This is a genomic window from Streptomyces sp. JL2001, from assembly GCF_050917515.1.
GTDB lineage: Bacteria > Actinomycetota > Actinomycetes > Streptomycetales > Streptomycetaceae > Streptomyces.
This window is the reverse complement of the sequence record NZ_CP169421.1, coordinates 1,095,230-1,111,330: the sequence shown is the minus strand read 5'-3', so window position 1 is coordinate 1,111,330 and position 16,101 is coordinate 1,095,230. Positions and strand designations below refer to the sequence as shown.

Here is a 16,101-nt window from a genome sequence, read left to right as displayed (position 1 = left end):
TCACGAGGCCACCGCCTCGCGCACCGCGGCCGCGGCGCCGGCCCGGTCGAGCCGGCCGTCCGCCACCACGACGACCACCCGCCGGACGAGCGTTCCGCCGGGCGCGACGACCAGCCGGTCGGCGTGGGCGAGGGAGGAACCGACACCCGGGTACTCGGCGGCCCGGACGAACCACGGATCGCGCCGGGTCTCCTCGGTCGCCCCCGCGAAGACCAGCGTCCAGCCCTCGCCGGCCATCGCGACCCACTCCGACCGCCGCCCGTGCACGGCCCGCTCGCCTGCCGCGTCCGCGCCGAAGACCTTCGGAGCGGTCGCCTCCCGCGGGGCGCGCCAGAAGAAGCCCCCGTAGGCCGCGCCCGCGCGTCCGTTGGTGGCGGGACTGCCCAGCGACAGCCCGTGGCCCGACACGTCGGTCAGCGAGAAGGTGAGGTCCAGCGCCCAGGCGGCCTCGCCCACCTCCGCCGTCGCCACGGTCCGGGTCTCCCGCAGGAGCACCCGGTCCCCGGCCGACCAGCTCAGCTCCTCGACGAATCCGCCGGCTCCCGACCGCCGGAAGCCCTCGTGCCGCTGCTCCCCGTGGTTGTCCAGGGCCGTCGGTCCGTGATCGCGGACGAAGGTCCGCCCACCCCAGAAGTTGTGCCCCGCCACATCCGGCACGGCCACGCCCGCACCCAGGTGGTGCGGATGGTCCTCGGGCATCAGCTCGGTCACCCGGACCCCGCCCAGAGTGGTGACCGGGTGCAGGTACGGCCGGGGGGCGTGACGCGGATCCAGTTCCGGCCGGGTGACGTACCGCGCCACCGGGCGGCCGGCACAGCACAGCTCGATCGAGGCCGGCTTCATCGCGACTCCACCGTGGTCGGCAGCGCCCACGGGGCACCGAGTTCGGAGTAGAGGCCGAGGGTGTCGGCGCTCGCGTCGACGAGGGCGTCGACGCCGTGGACGATCCGCCGCGGCGCGGCCCCGGACGCGTCGACGCGCCAGCAGGCGTCCGGCAGCCGCACCGGGTCCGGCGCCAGCCGGATCGCCTCCACCACCCGCATGAACGCGCCGGTCTTCTCGGGCGGCACGCACAGCGCCTCGCCGTCCGTCACATGACCGACCAGGTTCTCCAGCAGGTCGGTGCGGCCGTGGACGGTCTCCTCCGGCCCGTACCCGCCCCGCTGGAGCAGCACCCGGTCCTGCTTGTACCAGAAGGTGATGCGGCCCCGGGTGCCGTGCACCACCACGTACGGCTCGGAGTTCGTCTCGGCGCACAGGGTCGCCGCGACGGTGACCGGGACACCCCGGGCCGTCCTGATCCGCACGCACGACGTGTCGTCGGACTCGATCGCGTACGCCCGCAGCAGCTCGGGCTCGATCGACACCACGTCCTCGGCCCGGGTGCTGCCGGCGAGCGCGAGCGCCGTGGCCACGGCGTGCGCGAGCGGGTTGGTCAACGCGCCGTCGACCACGTCGACACCGTCCATGCGCCGGCGCCCCGCCCAGGGCGAACGCCGGAAGTACGCCTCGTCCCGCACCCACGCCCCGGCCGCGCCGACGCCGAGCAGCTCACCGACCACACCGTCCGCGATCAGCTCCCGGAGGGCGGGAACGGCGTGCGAACCCAGCGACTGGAAGCCGATCTGGCAGGCCACGCCCGCCGCCGCGACGCCGTCCGCCATCCGGCGGAACTCCGCGAACGACGGCGCCGGCGGCTTCTCCAGGAGCAGGTGCGCCCCGTGCCCGGCCGCGGTCAGCGCCAGGTCGGTGTGCGTCTGGATCGGCGTGCAGACCACCGCGATCCGGGCCCCGGTGGCGGCCAGCAGATCCCCGAGGTCGGCGGACTGCTCCGGTGCGCCCGGGCCCGCCAGCTCCGCGGTGTCCAGGGGGCGCAGTTCGCAGACGCCGGCCAGGCGCACCAGGCCCAGGCGTTCGAGCCGCCGGATGTTCAGCAGGTGGGTGCGGCCGTGGCCACGGGCGCCCGCCAGGACGACGGGCAACGGGGTGCGTACGGTGCTCATCCCTTCACCGCCCCCGCGCTGAAGCCGGTGACCAGCCACTTCTGGATGAAGGCGAACACGACCACGACCGGTACGGCCGCGATGACACCGCCCGCCGCGAGGGCCCCCAGGTCGACGCTGTCCGCACCCATGAGGGTGTTCAGCCCGACCGGGATCGTCTGCTTCTCCTGGCTGCTGAGGAACATCAGCGCGAACAGGAAGTGGTTCCAGGCGTGCACGAAGGCGAAGGAGCCGACGGCCACCAGACCGGGCCGCAGCAGGGGCAGCACCACGATGCGGAACGCGGCGAAGCGGCTGCAGCCGTCCACCCAGGCGGCCTCCTCCAGGGAGTACGGCACGTTCTTGATGAAACCGCTGATGAGGATCATCGACAGCGGGAGCTGGAAGACGGTCTCCGCGATGATGACGCTGCCCAGCGAGTTGATCATCCGCAGGTTGGCGAAGATCTGGAACAGCGGCACCAGCAGCAGCGCGCCCGGGACGAACTGGGAGCACAGCAGGGCCAGCATGAAGCCCTTCCTGGCGCGGAAGTCGAAGCGGGCCAGCGCGTATCCGCCGGCGAGCGCGATCACCGTCGTCATCACCAGCGTCGCCAGACCGATCAGCAGACTGTTCTGGAAGAACGTGGCGAAGCTGCGCTCGGTCCACACCTTCTCGAAGTGCTCGGTCGTCATCGGCCACGGCACGAGCGAGGTCGATCCCGACTGCCGCACGGCGAAGAGCAGGATCCAGTAGAAGGGGACGAGGGTGAAGAGCAGGTAGACGCCGAGCGGCAGGTAGATCTGCCAGCGCGGGACCTCGTCCCACGCCCGACGGCGCCCGCGGGGTGCGGTCGGCGGGACGGGGGCCGGGGGCACGGCGGCCTGCGCCGCCGCCTCCGCGGCCGGGGTGCGGATGTCCTGGGCCATCACTTGCTCTCGCCTCCGAACTTGCTCAGGCGCAGATAGACCATCGAGCAGAAGAGAAGGATCACGAACGCCACCGTCGTCAGGGCGGAGGCGTAGCCGAAGTTGTGCGCGTCGACGCTGGTGTTGGCGATGTACAGGGGCAGCGTCGTCGTCTCGCCCGCCGGCCCGCCGCCGGTCAGCGTGTAGAGGAGATCCACGTTGTTGAACTCCCACACCGCCCGCAGCAGGGTGGAGAGGACGATCGCGTCCTTGAGGTGCGGCAGCGTGATGTGGAAGAACTGCCGCAGCCGTCCCGCCCCGTCGACCTCGGCCGCCTCGTACAGGTCCTTCGGCACGGACTGCAGGTCGGCCAGGATGAGGATGGCGAAGAACGGGACACCCCGCCACAGGTCCGCGACCACCACCGCCGAGAAGACGGTCGACGTGTCGGACAGCAGCGACGTGCCGTACTCGCCGATCCCCAGATCCGCGAGGTAGCGGGTGATGCCCGTCTGGGAGTTGTAGAGCAGCACCCAGATCGCGGAGGTCAGCACACCGGAGACCGCCCAGGGCGAGAACACCAGCGCGCGTCCCAGCGCGCGTCCCACGAAGGTCTGGTTGACGATCAGCGCGAGCGCCAGACCGAACAGCAGCTGCAGGGTCACCTCGACGGCGACCCACTTCAGGCTGAAGGTCAGCGTCCCCCAGAACTGCGGGTCCTCCGTGAAGATCCGGGTGAAGTTGTCGAAGCCCGCGAAACCGTTCCGCCACGGCTTCGTGGGATTGTAGTGCTGCAGGCTGTAGTAGAAGACGCTGAGCACGGGATAGGCGATGAAGCCCAGCATGAGCAGCGCGGCGGGCGCGATCAGCAGGTACGGCAGACGGCGGGGCGTCGATCCCGTGCGGCGGCGGCCGGATGCCTCGGGGGCCGGGGTGGCCCGGGGGGCCTTGGGCGGTTGGGCCACGGCTGAGGCCATGACGGTGGCTCCGTTCTCGGTACGGCTCGTGTGAAGTGCCTCGCGGGCGGTGTGCGGTGGCGCGGCCGCCGGCGTGGGCGGGGTCGCCGGCGGCTCAGCCCGCGTACGGGTCCGGGGTCGTCCCGGGCCGGGCCAGGAAGGCGAAGTCGCAGCCCGTGTCGGCCTGGGTGATCTGTTCCTGGTACAGGGCGCCGTAGCCCCGTTCGTACCGCTCCGGCGGCGGTGTCCACGCCGCCCGCCGGAGCGCCAGTTCCTCGTCCGGCACGTGCAGGTGCAGCGAGCGGGCCTCGACGTCGAGGGTGATGGTGTCGCCGCTGCGGACCAGGGCGAGCGGCCCGCCGACGTGCGACTCGGGCGCGACGTGCAGCACGCAGGTGCCGTAACTCGTCCCGCTCATCCGGGCGTCGGAGATCCTGACCATGTCGCGGACCCCCTGCTCCAGCAGGTGGCGGGGAATCGGCAGCATGCCGTACTCGGGCATCCCCGGCCCCCCCTTCGGACCCGCCCCGCGCAGCACCAGCACATGGTCGGCCGTGATGCCCAGCGCCGGATCGTCGATGGTCCGCTGCATCGTGCGGTAGTCGTCGAAGACGACCGCGGGGCCGGTGTGCTTGAGCAGGTGCGGCTCGGCGGCGATGTGCTTGATCACCGCGCCGTCGGGACACAGGTTGCCGCGCAGGACCGCGACCCCGCCCTCCGGCGCCAGGGGCCGCTCGCGCACCCGGATCACCTCGTCGTTGTGCACGAGGGCCCCGTCGAGCTGCTCGCGCAGCGTGGCGTGCGAGACCGTGGGCCGGTCCAGATGGAGCCGGTCGGCGAGCCGGGACAGGAACCCGGGCATGCCACCCGCGAAGTGGAAGTCCTCCATGAGGTACCGGCCGCCCGGACGGAGGTCGGCGAGCACGGGCACCGTCCGCGCGATCCGGTCGAAGTCGTCCAAGGTCAGGCGCACCCCGGAGCGGCCCGCCATCGCGATCAGATGGATCACCGCGTTCGTCGAACCCCCGAGGGCCAGCACGGCGGCGACCGCGTCCTCGTACGCCTCCCGGGTCAGGATCGAGGACAGCCGGACGTCCCGCCGCACCAGGTCCACGATCCGCAGGCCCGAGGCCGCCGCCATCCGGTCGTGCCCCGAGTCGACCGCCGGGACGGACGAGGCGCCCGGCACCGTCACCCCCAGGGTCTCGGCCGCCGCGGTCAGCGTGGACGCCGTCCCCATCGTCATGCAGTGCCCGGGAGAGCGGGCCAGACCGCTCTCCAGCTCGGCCAGCTCGCAGTCCCCGATCAGACCGGCCCGCCGGTCGTCCCAGTACTTCCACATGTCCGTGCCCGAACCCAGGGTCTCCCCGCGCCAGTGGCCCGGCAGCATCGGACCCGCCGGCACGAAGACCGTCGGCAGGTCCACCGACGCCGCACCCATCAGCAGCGCAGGGGTCGACTTGTCGCACCCGCCCATCAGCACGGCACCGTCCACCGGATAGGACCGCAGCAACTCCTCGGTCTCCATGGCCAGCAGATTGCGGTAGAGCATCGGGGTCGGCTTCTGGAAGGTCTCCGACAAGGTGGAGACCGGGAACTCCAGCGGGAAGCCACCCGCCTGCCACACCCCCCGCTTCACCGCCTGCGCGCGATCGCGCAGATGGACATGGCAGGGGTTGATGTCCGACCAGGTGTTGAGGATCGCGACGACCGGCTTGCCCAGGTGCTCCTCCGGCAGATACCCGAGCTGCCGCGTGCGCGCCCGATGGCTGAACGAACGCAGCCCGTCCGTCCCGTACCACTGGTGGCTGCGCAGCTCCTCGGGAGCACGCACCCGGCCCCGGTCCCCGGACTCCCGGTCCAGGTCCTCGCGCCCGCTCACGCCTGCCACCCCGCGGCTATCGCGGCGACCTCGGCACGCTGCGACTCGGGCAGCTCCCGGCTCGGCGGACGGATGTCACGGCGGCACAGACCGAGCGACGACAGGGCCTCCTTGACGACGGTCACGTTGTCCGCGCTGCCGTTGGCCGCCCGCAGCTCCTCGAAACGGCGGATCTGCTCCCAGACCTTCATCGACCCCGGATAGTCGCCCGCCCGCAGCGCGGACAGCATCTCCAGCGAGACGGACGGGGCCACGTTGACCAGCCCCGAGGTGAAACCGGTGGCACCGCCGGCGAAGTAGGAGGGGGCGTACGGCTCGGCGAGCCCCGCCACCCAGACGAACCGGTCGAGCCCCGCGTCCCGGGCGAAGCCCGCGAACCGGGCCGCGTCCGCGACGGCGTACTTCACCCCCACGACGTTCGGGCAAGCCTCGCCCAGCTCCGCCATCCGCTCCCCGGCGAGCGCGGCGTTGCGGATGTACGGCACCACGCCGAGCTCCGGCACGGCCTCGGCGATGGCCCGGTGGTAGTCCACCCAGCCGCCCTCCGAGACGTACGGGTGCACGGGCTGGTGCACCATCAGCATCTGCGCCCCGGCGGCGCGGGCGTGCCGGGCGGCCTCGACCGCGGTGGGGACGTCGTGACCGACGCCGACGAGGATCGTGGCCCGGTCGCCCGCCTCGTCGAGGGTCAGCTCCGTCACCCGACGGCGCTCGTCGGGGGTCAGGGCGTAGAACTCGCCGGTGTTGCCGTTCGGGGTCAGGGTGCGCACGCCGCCGTCGAGCAGCCGGCGCAGGAGGGTGCGATGGGCCGCCGTGTCGAGCGCGCCCTGCGCGGTGAACGGCGTGACGGGGATCGCGACGACGTCGGCGAGGGCGGCCTTCATGCGTTCGAACGTCATGGTCACTCACTGCTCCGGGGGAAGGCGCGCTCGACGAACGAGGCGATGTGGTCGTGGACTGCGCGACCCGCTCCGGCGACGTCGCCCGAGCGGGCCAGCCGCAGGATCTCCTCGTGCTCGGCCGCCTCCCGCTCCCAGGAGGGCACGGCGGCCCAGGCCACCGTCGAGACGAGGGCGGCCTGGTCACGCACCTCGTCGAGCATCCGGCCGAGCAGCGGGTTGCCGCAGGGCAGGTACAGCGCGCGGTGGAAATCCCGGTTGGCCAGGGAGCGTTCGGCCTGGTCCTCGGCGCCGGCGGCCCGGTGCAGCGCGTCGTGCGCAGCGTCGAGCGAGGCCCCGGTCGCCACGGTGCGGCGCACGGCCTCCGGCTCCAGCAGCAGCCGCACGTCGTAGACCTCGCGGGCCATGTCCGCGTCCACCATCCGCACGGTGACGCCCTTGTACTGGCTCATCACGACGAGCCCGCTGCCGGCGAGCGTCTTGAGGGCCTCCCGCACCGGCGTCTTCGACACCCCGAAACGCGCGGCGAGTTCGGTCTCCACCAGGGCCTGCCCCGGTCTCAGGCCGCCGGTGAGGATGTCGTGCTTGATCGCCTCCAGGACGAACTGGGTGCGGGACGGGATGGGACTGGGGGCGAAGTTCATGACGCACTCTCAGATCTCATGTATCGCGTCTCATATATGACGTACGAAGTGCAACGTCGATGAAGCTAAGGGGGCGTGGAGAGTTCGTCAATGCTTCGCGCAGGACTTTCAGAAAGCGCTTACTGGGGGGTGGGGGAGGTGGGGTGGGGGGGAGGGGCTTGGGGGTGGGGGGCTCGGGGTGGGCGGGTCTTGAGGGTGCGGGTCCTGGCTCTTGGGGTGGGCCGGTCTTGGGTGGTTTCGGGTGGTTGGCCGCCCTCTCTCCGAGTGTGGCAGCCGGGTCCGTGCCCTCAAGGGCGCTCCTCGTTCCTCGTCGCGTCGCTGCGCGATGGGCTGCGCCCACCCTTGACCGCCCGGCCCCGGCTGCCTTTTCACACTCGGAGGGCGGCCCGGGGAGGGGCCAGGCGGGGGGCTGGGGCGGCGCGCAGCGCCGTCGGCGGCCTCGGCATTTGGGGTGGCTTCCCGCACCCATTGAATGGGGTGACGCGGCGGCGCTTAGCGGCAATCCCTCGTGTCTTGGCGGAGATTCATGCCCCGCTGGTCACTCCCGGTGGTGGGTGCAGCCGGATCCGAGGAGGACTTGGAGAGTCGAGGCACCAGGCCGGGCGATCCGGTCTCTCCCGACCATGCGGAGTCATCCCGAATGACGCTAGCGCGTACATTACTTGCGGTAACACCGACAGGGTAAGGGACTTCACGGGCATATCGGACCCTCGGGGGGCTTAATGTACGCCGTAGCGTCATTGAGCAGCCGATCCCGGATTGGCGATGGGATGGGTGGGGCGGATGGGATCCGTACGGCCCGCCGCCCCGCGCGACCCGTGCCCCCTGACCCGAGCCGGCGATGCTGGCTCCGGATTCGGCTTCACCCACCACTGGGAATGACCAGCGGGGCATGAATCCCAGCCGACAGACGAGCGGCATCCGCTAAGCCAAGCCCGACCGCCCCATTCAATGGGTGCGGGAAGCCACCCCGAAAGCTGTCGGACGCCGACGGCGCCCGAGAGGCACCGGGCCCCGGAGCGGATGCCCCTCCCCGGGCCGCCCTCCGAGTGTGAAAAGGCGGGTGGAGGCGACGGGTCAAGGGTGGAGCGAAGCGAAATCGGCGAAGCCGACGCGACGAAGGAGCGCCCTTGAAGCGGCGCCGTAACCCGCCACACTCGGAGAGAGGGCGGCCAACCACCAGAAACAAACGGAGACCGGCCCACCCCAAGCCCCCAGACCCGCACCCCCAAGCGCGCCCACCCCTCGGGCCGCCCCCGCCCCCGCCCCCCCCGACGTCAGAAGTTCGGCGTGGCGGTCCCGGTGCCATCGCCCATCCCGGTGCCATCGCCCGTCCCGGCGGCATCCCCGCTCCCGCTCCCCCTCTCCGTCCCCCTCGCGAGGTGCGGGAAGCGGAATTCGGTGCGGCGGCGGTCGGTCGTCCCCGGGCGCAGCACGGAGCTCGGATAGTCGGCCCGGTTCGGGGCGTCCGGGAAGTGCTGGGTCTCCAGACACACCGCGCCGTGGCGTTCCAGCGGCCGCCCCGTGGCGTCGGTGAGCGAGCCGTCCAGCTGGTTGGCCGTGTACACCTGCACGCCCGGAGCCGTGGTCCACACCTCCATCACGCGGGTCTCCGCCGGAGCCGCGAGCCGGGCGGCGCGCCGCAGCCTCCCCGTCCCCCGTCCGGACAGGGCCCAGCAGTGGTCGAACCCGCCGGCGCGCCGGATCTGCGCGTCCCCGTCGGCCAGGACGCGCTCGCCGAGCGGCCGGGGCGACGTCAGGTCGAAGGGGGTGCCCGCCACCTCCGCGAGGGGCCCGAGCGGGATGCCCTCGGTGTCCACGGGCAGGTAGGCCGAACCGTCCACCTGGAGGGTGTGCCCCAGGACGTCGCCGTGCCCGGCCAGGTTGAAGTAGGCGTGGTTGCTCAGGCTGACCACGGTCGCCCGGTCGGTGGTCGCCGTGCACTCCAGCGACAGTGTTCCGGCGGCGTCGAGGGTGTACGTGGCCGTGACGTCGAGGGCGCCGGGGAACCCCATGTCCCCGTGCGGACTGTGCAGGTCCAGCCGGAGCGCGGCCGTGTCCCCGTCGGTGAGGGGGGTCGCGCGCCACACCTTCGTGTCGAAGCCTTCCGGGCCGCCGTGCAGGGCGTGGCCGCGGTCGTTGACCGGCACCTGGTGGGCGGCGCCGTCGAGGACGAAGCGGCCGTGGGCGATGCGGTTGGCGTAGCGGCCGATCAGCGCGCCGAGGTACGGGCTCTTCTGGGCGTACTGGTCGAGCGAGGGGAGCGACAGGACCACGGAGTCGGTGCGGCCCCGGGTGTCGGGCACGCCCAGGGTGTGCAGGATGCCGCCGTAGGTGAGGATCTCGGCGTACACACCGGAGCGGGATTCCAGCCGCCACAGGTCGACGTCGTGTCCGCTCGGGGCGGTGCCGAAGGGCCGGTGGCCGATGGTGGGTCGGGGCATGATGAGTCCTCGGGGCAGGCGGATGGCCGGCCGGAGCCGGGGCGGGGAGGTGCGGGACGGGGTCAGCCGTCGGCGGCCGGTTCGCCGCCGCCCTGCGGTGCGACGGTGTGGTCGCCCCCGGTGGACTCCCTGACGACGAGCCGGTATCCGGGTCTGATCCGGCGCGGTTCGGACACGGTCGCGCCGCCGAGCCGTTCGACGAGCCGGTCGACGGCGAGGCGGGCGATGGCCTGCTTGTCAGGCGAGACGGTGGTGAGGCTGATCGCGCCGAAGCGGCTCTCCTCGATGTCGTCGAAGCCGACGACGGCGATGTCCTCGGGGACCCGCAGACCGCGTTCCTTGAGGGTCCGCAGGGCGCCGAGGGCGATGAGGTCGTTGTACGCGAAGACGGCGTCGGGACGGGCCCCGCGTTCCAGGAGGGCCGCCATGGCCGCGGCTCCGTCGGTGCGGCCGTACCCGTCGGTGGCCACGACCAGCGCCTCGTCGGGCTCCAGGCCCGCCGCGACGAGCTCCTCCCGCCAGCCCCGCAGCCGCAGGTGCGCGGGCTGCCGTTCGCGGCCGGTGCGGGAGCCGAGGAAGGCGATGCGGCGCCGGCCCAGGTCGAGGAGGTGCCGGATCGCGGTGCGGGCCGCCGCGACGTTGTCGATGGCGATCTGGTCGTAGGGCGCGTCGTACTCGCGCTCGCCGAGCAGCACCAGCGGCGAGGTCTCCTGCCGGGCGAGGAGGTCGGCGGTCTCCAGGTGGATGGGGCTGAGGATCAGCCCGTCGATGACGTGGGAGCGGAACTCCTGGCAGACCAGCAGCTCCCGCTCCCGCAGTCCTGCCGTGTGGTCCACGAGGACGGTGTAGTCGTGCTGGGCGGCGGCGTCGATGACCGCGCCGGCCAGTTCCGCGAAGTAGGGGTTGCCGAGTTCGGGGACGGCGAAGGCGATGATGCCGGTGCGGCCCTTGCGCAGGTGCCGGGCGGTGAGGTTCGGACGGTAGCCGAGCTCGTCGATGGCCTGCTGCACCTTGGCGCGCATCTGTGGTGTGACGTGGGGATAGTTGTTCACCACGTTGGACACGGTTTTGATCGACACGCCCGCCCGCTGCGCGACGTCCTTGAGGCTGACGCCCACGGAACTCCTCTGGTTCGGCTCTGATCGGCTGGGGGCCGGCGGTGCGGGGTCCCCGGTGCGGTCGGGGCGCCCGGGAGGGCGCTCCGTGTACCGGGACCCCGGCGGCCGGGCGTCCGGGTGGGGTGCTTCCCGTGTCAGAGCGTTCTTCGGCTGCGTGAAACGTACCGCTGTGCGACGACGACGAGGATGAGAAACCCGCCGCTGACCACCGACTGGTACGAGGAGTTGAGCGAACCGATCTGGTTGATCAGGTTCTGGATGACGGCGAGCAGCAGCACTCCCCACAGGGTGCCGCCGACCGATCCGGCGCCGCCGACGAGGAGGGTGCCGCCGATGACGACGGCGGCGATCGCGTCGAGTTCCATGCCGGTGCCGATGATGGTGACGCCGGAGGAGAGCCGAGCCGCGTTGACCGCGCCGGCGAAGCCCGCGAGCAGGCCGCTGAGCAGGTACACCGTCATCTTGGCGCGGGCGACGGGCAGGCCCATCAGGGTGGCGGCGTCGCTGCTGCCGCCGACGGCGAACAGGGTCTGGCCGAAGGAGGTGCGCTGGAGGACGATGCCGCCGGCGCCGAAGAGGGCGAGCGCGACGAGGATCGGGTAGCCGAAGCCCGCGATGCTGCCCTGGCCGAGGGTGGCGAAGGCCGAGTCCTTGGGGACCAGGTAGGTGGTGGCGCCCTCGTCGGTGAGGGCGAGCAGCAGCCCGCGGGCGCCGAGCAGGGAGGCGAGGGTGACGATGAAGGGGGCCATCCCGGCCCGGGCGATGAGCAGTCCGTTGAGGCAGCCGATCGCTCCGCAGGCCACGAGCGGGACCAGCAGCGCCGGCAGCAGGCCCCATTGCGAGGCCCAGGCGGCGAGGACGCCGCCGAGGGCGAAGACCGATCCGACGGACAGGTCGATGCCGCCGGTGATGATCACCAGTGTCATGCCGAGGGCCACGATGGCCAGGAACGACGCCTGCACCGTCACGCCGCGGGCGTTGTCGAGGGTGGCGAAGGTGGGATAGGCGAACGATGCGATGACGACGACGAGGAGCAGGACGGCGAGCACGCCCTGGCGCTGGACGAGCGAGGCGAGGCGTTCCCGGCCGGAGACCTCGGTGCCCGCGCGGTCCGTGACGGGGGTGCCTTTCGTGGGCGCGGGCGCCGGGGCGCCCGTCCCCGAGGAGGTCAGGGGTGAGGTGAGGTTCATCGGGATCGGCGCTCCCGTGCGACGTAGACGGCGGCGATGATGATGGCCGCCTGGGCCATCTGGGCGGTGGAGTCGGGCAGGTCGTGCTTGACGAGCGTGGCGCGCAGCAGCTGCATGAGCAGCGCGCCGGCGACGGTGCCGAGCACGCGGATGGAACCACCGCTGAGCGGGGTCCCGCCGACGACGACGGCGGTGATCGCGGACAGCTCCATGAGGGTGCCCAGCGACGACGGGTCGCTCGCGGTGAGCCGGGCGGTGGCGAGGACGCCGGCGAGCGCGGCGAGCACCCCGCACAGGACGTAGACGCCGGTCAGCACGCGCTTGACGGGCAGTCCGGCCAGGGCGGCGGCGGAGCGGTTGCCGCCGATGGCGACGATCTGGCGCCCGAACGTGGTGCGGTGCACGAGGAAGGCCACGGCGAGGGCCAGTACGCCGGCGACGAGGACCACGAGCGGGATGCCGAGCAGGCTTCCGGTGCCCAGCGACAGCAGGTCGGGGTTGACGATCTGCTTGAGCTGACCGTCCGCCATGACGAGGGCCAGGCCGCGCCCGCCGACGAACAGGGCCAGGGTGGCGACGATGGGCTGGAGCCCCACGACGGACACCAGGGCGCCGTTGACCGCGCCGACCACGGCGCCGGCGAGCAGCGCGATCAGCAGGGCCGGCACGAGGCCGTAGCCCAGGTACAGCGGCAGCAGCGCCGCCGCCAGCGCCATGGCGGAGCCCACCGACAGGTCGACTCCCTCCGTGCCGATCACCAGGGCCATGCCGAGGGCCACGATGACGATCGGGGCGACCTGGATGAGCTGGGTGCGCAGGTTGTCGACGGTGAGGAAGTGCTCGGTGAAGAGCGCGTTGAAGAGCAGGAGCGCGGCCACCGCCGCGTACACGCCGTACTCCTGGAACCACGCGGGGGCGCTCGGCCGTGCGGTGCCGCGGGTCGGTGCCGCGGTCGCCTGGGTGGTCATCGGGGGTCCTCCTTGCCGGCGGCGGCCGGGGCCGGGACGTGCGGTGCGGCCGCCGGGGCGTCGTCGCCCTCGGCGGGGTCGGCCGCGGGCGTGGCGGCGGGGGAGTGGTCGGCGAGCACGGCCAGCAGGGCGTCCTCCGACACCCGGTCGCCGGTCAGTTCTCCGGCGGTGGCGCCGCTCCTGAGGACGACGATCCGGTCGGAGCCCTCGACGAGCTCCTCGATGTCGGAGGAGATGAGCAGGACGGCGAGCCCCTCCTGGGCGAGTTCGTCGATGAGGGCCTGGACCTCGGCCTTGGCCCCGACGTCGATGCCGCGGGTGGGCTCGTCGAGCAGCAGCACCTTGGGTTCGAGGCAGAGCCAGCGGGCCAGGAGCACCTTCTGCTGGTTCCCGCCGGACAGTTCGCCGACCTTCTGCTCGGGGCTGGACGCCTTGATGCGCAGTCGCTTCATGAAGACCTCGACGACCCGGTCCTGCTGCGCGCGCGAGACGAGGCCGGCGCGCGAGAGCCGGGGCAGGGCCGCGAGCACGATGTTCTCGCGGACGGACAGTCCGGGCACGATGCCTTCGGCCTTGCGGTCCTCGGGCAGCAGGCTGATCCCGGCGCGGATGGCGCTCGCGGAGGAGAGGCGTCCCAGCGGGGTGCCGTCGACACGGACCTCGCCCGCGTCCAGCGGCAGCGCGCCGGCCAGTGCCTTCGCGGTCTCGCTGCGGCCGGAGCCGAGCAGGCCACCGAGGCCGAGGACCTCGCCGGGGTGCAGCTCCAGCGACACGTCGTCCAGTTGGTGCTTCCTGAGCAGGCCGGTGGCCGTCAGGACGGGCTTGCGGGCGATGTCGTGGCCCTCGTCGCCGAAACTCGTCACCCCGTGCCTGCGCACCTCGGAGATCTCCCGGCCGAGCATCATGGACACCAGCTGCATGCGGTCCAGTTCGGCCAGGTCGCCGGTGTGGATGTGCCGGCCGTCGCGGAGCACGGTGACGCGGTCGCAGATCCGGTAGAGCTCGTCCATGCGGTGGCTCACGTAGACGACCGCGATGTTCTTCCGGCGCAGGTCGCCGATGACCCGGAAGAGGGTCTCCACCTCGCGCGGTTCCAGCGAGGAGGTGGGTTCGTCCATGACGACCACATGGGCCTCGACCGACACCGCGCGCGCGAGCGCGACCATCTGCTGGGTGCCGATGCCCAGGGTGTGCAGCGGCCGGCGCGGGTCGACGGTGACGCCGAACCCGTCGAGGAGCTTCCCGGCCTCGGCGTGCATGCGGCCGAAGTCGATGAGGCCGAAGCGGTTCTTGGGCTCGCGGCCGAGGAAGATGTTCCGGGCCACGCTCATCAGCGGGACCAGGTTCACCTCCTGGTAGATCGTGGAGATGCCGGCCTGCTGGGCCTCGAAGGGGCGGGAGAAGTGGACCGGCGCCCCGGACAGCAGCAGTTCGCCGCTGTCCGGCCGGTGCACGCCGGTCAGTACCTTGACCAGGGTGGACTTGCCCGCGCCGTTCTCGCCGACGAGCGCGTGCGTCTCGCCGGCGCGGAGGGTGAACGAGACGTCGTCGAGGGCGACCACGCCGGGGAAGCGTTTCCCGACGCCGCGGGCCTCCAGCACCGTCGGCGCGGCCGAGGGCTCGGTGCCGCTCGCCGCGGACGCTGCCGCTTCGGGGGGTGCCATGAACGTGGCCTTCCGGAGATGGATCGTGTGGGTGGGTGCGGGGCCGCCGGGGGCGGGGAGGCCGGCGGGCGGCCCCGCGGCCCGGGAGGTGGCCCGGGCCGGCCGCGGTCCGCGGGGGCTCCGCGGGCGGCCCGGGGCGTGTCCTCGGGTCAGTACGCCCCGCCGAGCGACGACTTGGCGTTCGCCGGGTCGTAGGCGCGGTCCGAGATGATGACGTCCTCGGGGATGCCCTCGCCGGAGTAGAACTTCTGGGCGGTGGCGAAGGCGAGCGGGCCGAAGCGCGGGTTGGACTCGATGACCGCGTTGAGCTCGCCGTTGGCGAGGGCCTGCACGGCGTTGCGGGTGCCGTCGATGGACACGATCTTGATGTCCTTGCCCGGGGCCTTGCCCGCCGCCTTCAGCGCGGTGACGGCGCCGAGCGCCATCTCGTCGTTCTCCGCGTAGACCGCCGTGATGTCGGGCTTCGACTGGATCAGCTGCTCCATCACCTGCTGGCCCTTGTCGCGGGCGAACTCCCCGGTCTGCTGGGCGACGATCTCCAGGCCGGGGGCCTGGGCCTTGACCTGGTCGACGAAGCCCTTGGTGCGGTCGGTGGTGACGCTGTTGCCGGACGAGCCGAGCAGGATGGCGACCTTGCCCTTTCCACCGGTGGCCTTGATCATCGCGTCGGCGGCCCGCTTGCCCTGCTCGACGAAGTCCGAGCCCAGGAAGGCCAGGTAGTCCTTGCACGCCGAGGCGTTGACCTTGCGGTCGATGGTGAGGACCGGGACCTTCTTGGCCGCGGCGGCCTGGAAGGCCGGCTCCAGGCCGTCGGAGTTGAGCGGGGCGACGATGAGGAACTGCGCGCCCTGCGCCAGCATGTCCTGGATGTCGCTGATCTGCTTGGAGAGCTGCGACTGGGCGTTCGTGGTGAGCAGCTTCTTGACGCCGACCTTGGCGGCCTCGTCCTTGATGGACTGCGTCTCCGCGATGCGGAAGGGGTTGGCCTCCTTCTCCGACTGGGAGAAGCCGACGACCGCGTTCTTGAGGTCCAGCTTCGGGGCGCCGTACGTGGTGAGCGTGCAGCCGGGGCCGGCGGACGCGGAGGGGGTCTGGACCGTCTGCGCGCCCTGGCCGCTGTCGCCGCCGGCGTTGTCCGTGGTCTCCGACTTGGCGCAGCCGGAGAGGGCCAGCGCCGCGGTGGCGGCGACGACGCAGGCGACGACGAGCGTGCGGGATCTCTGCGGAAGGGTCATCTCGGGACACTCCTTGGCGGGGGACAGCACCGCCGAGTGGCGTGCGGTCGCGCGGTGTGGGAAGGCGGAGCCGGTCTGCCGCGACGGGCCGGCAGACCAGGGGCGGCACGGCCCCGATCTCGCGAGATGGGAGCCCTGACCTGGGCGTATCAAGGTGCGGAGCAGCCGGCCGGCAGGTCGGCGACTCCGGCTTTACAACGTTATAACCGCG

The 16,101-nt window shown here is 72.3% G+C and carries 13 protein-coding genes; all 13 read right to left on the bottom strand.

Features of this window, described 5'->3' with window-relative positions:
• Positions 1 to 843, bottom strand: a complete 843-nt coding sequence (locus tag ACE1OA_RS04870) for a PmoA family protein (protein WP_432752331.1) — start codon at positions 841 to 843, stop codon at positions 1 to 3.
• Positions 840 to 2,003 carry a Gfo/Idh/MocA family protein gene (locus ACE1OA_RS04865; protein WP_432752330.1) on the bottom strand — a complete coding sequence of 388 codons (1,164 nt, stop codon included), beginning with the start codon at positions 2,001 to 2,003 and terminating at the stop codon, positions 840 to 842. Before ACE1OA_RS04865 ends, ACE1OA_RS04870 begins: the two co-directional genes overlap by 4 nt.
• Positions 2,000 to 2,911 carry a carbohydrate ABC transporter permease gene (locus ACE1OA_RS04860; RefSeq protein WP_432752329.1) on the bottom strand — a complete coding sequence of 304 codons (912 nt, stop codon included), beginning with the start codon at positions 2,909 to 2,911 and terminating at the stop codon, positions 2,000 to 2,002. Before ACE1OA_RS04860 ends, ACE1OA_RS04865 begins: the two co-directional genes overlap by 4 nt.
• Positions 2,911 to 3,867 (bottom strand): carbohydrate ABC transporter permease, encoded by a 957-nt coding sequence (locus ACE1OA_RS04855; protein WP_356599997.1) that lies wholly within the window; start codon positions 3,865 to 3,867, stop codon positions 2,911 to 2,913. Before ACE1OA_RS04855 ends, ACE1OA_RS04860 begins: the two co-directional genes overlap by 1 nt.
• Before the next feature lie 94 nt (positions 3,868 to 3,961).
• The gene (araD, locus tag ACE1OA_RS04850) at positions 3,962 to 5,728 is read right to left on the bottom strand and encodes an L-arabinonate dehydratase (protein ID WP_386544706.1); all 1,767 of its coding nucleotides are present in this window, start codon (positions 5,726 to 5,728) and stop codon (positions 3,962 to 3,964) included.
• Positions 5,725 to 6,627, bottom strand: a complete 903-nt coding sequence (locus tag ACE1OA_RS04845; protein WP_356599994.1) for a dihydrodipicolinate synthase family protein — start codon at positions 6,625 to 6,627, stop codon at positions 5,725 to 5,727. The genes araD and ACE1OA_RS04845 overlap by 4 nt, the downstream gene beginning before the upstream one ends.
• A 2-nt stretch (positions 6,628 to 6,629) precedes the next feature.
• The gene (locus ACE1OA_RS04840) at positions 6,630 to 7,271 is read right to left on the bottom strand and encodes a GntR family transcriptional regulator (RefSeq protein ID WP_432752328.1); all 642 of its coding nucleotides are present in this window, start codon (positions 7,269 to 7,271) and stop codon (positions 6,630 to 6,632) included.
• Positions 7,272 to 8,548: 1,277 nt separating this feature from the next.
• A complete protein-coding gene (locus ACE1OA_RS04835) occupies positions 8,549 to 9,715 on the bottom strand; it encodes an aldose epimerase family protein (RefSeq protein WP_432752327.1) in 1,167 nt (388 codons plus the stop codon).
• Between the two features lie 62 nt (positions 9,716 to 9,777).
• Positions 9,778 to 10,833, bottom strand: coding sequence for a LacI family DNA-binding transcriptional regulator (locus ACE1OA_RS04830; protein ID WP_356606342.1), 1,056 nt, complete (start codon positions 10,831 to 10,833; stop codon positions 9,778 to 9,780).
• Positions 10,834 to 10,967: 134 nt separating this feature from the next.
• Complete coding sequence (locus tag ACE1OA_RS04825; protein ID WP_384872055.1) at positions 10,968 to 12,023, bottom strand: ABC transporter permease; 1,056 nt, start codon at positions 12,021 to 12,023, stop codon at positions 10,968 to 10,970.
• A complete protein-coding gene (locus ACE1OA_RS04820; RefSeq protein ID WP_356606346.1) occupies positions 12,020 to 12,991 on the bottom strand; it encodes an ABC transporter permease in 972 nt (323 codons plus the stop codon). Before ACE1OA_RS04820 ends, ACE1OA_RS04825 begins: the two co-directional genes overlap by 4 nt.
• Positions 12,988 to 14,655 (bottom strand): sugar ABC transporter ATP-binding protein, encoded by a 1,668-nt coding sequence (locus ACE1OA_RS04815; RefSeq protein ID WP_432752326.1) that lies wholly within the window; start codon positions 14,653 to 14,655, stop codon positions 12,988 to 12,990. The genes ACE1OA_RS04820 and ACE1OA_RS04815 overlap by 4 nt, the downstream gene beginning before the upstream one ends.
• 149 nt (positions 14,656 to 14,804) lie before the next feature.
• Positions 14,805 to 15,890 (bottom strand): ABC transporter substrate-binding protein, encoded by a 1,086-nt coding sequence (locus ACE1OA_RS04810; protein WP_384872062.1) that lies wholly within the window; start codon positions 15,888 to 15,890, stop codon positions 14,805 to 14,807.
• Between the last annotated feature and the right edge of the window lie 211 nt (positions 15,891 to 16,101).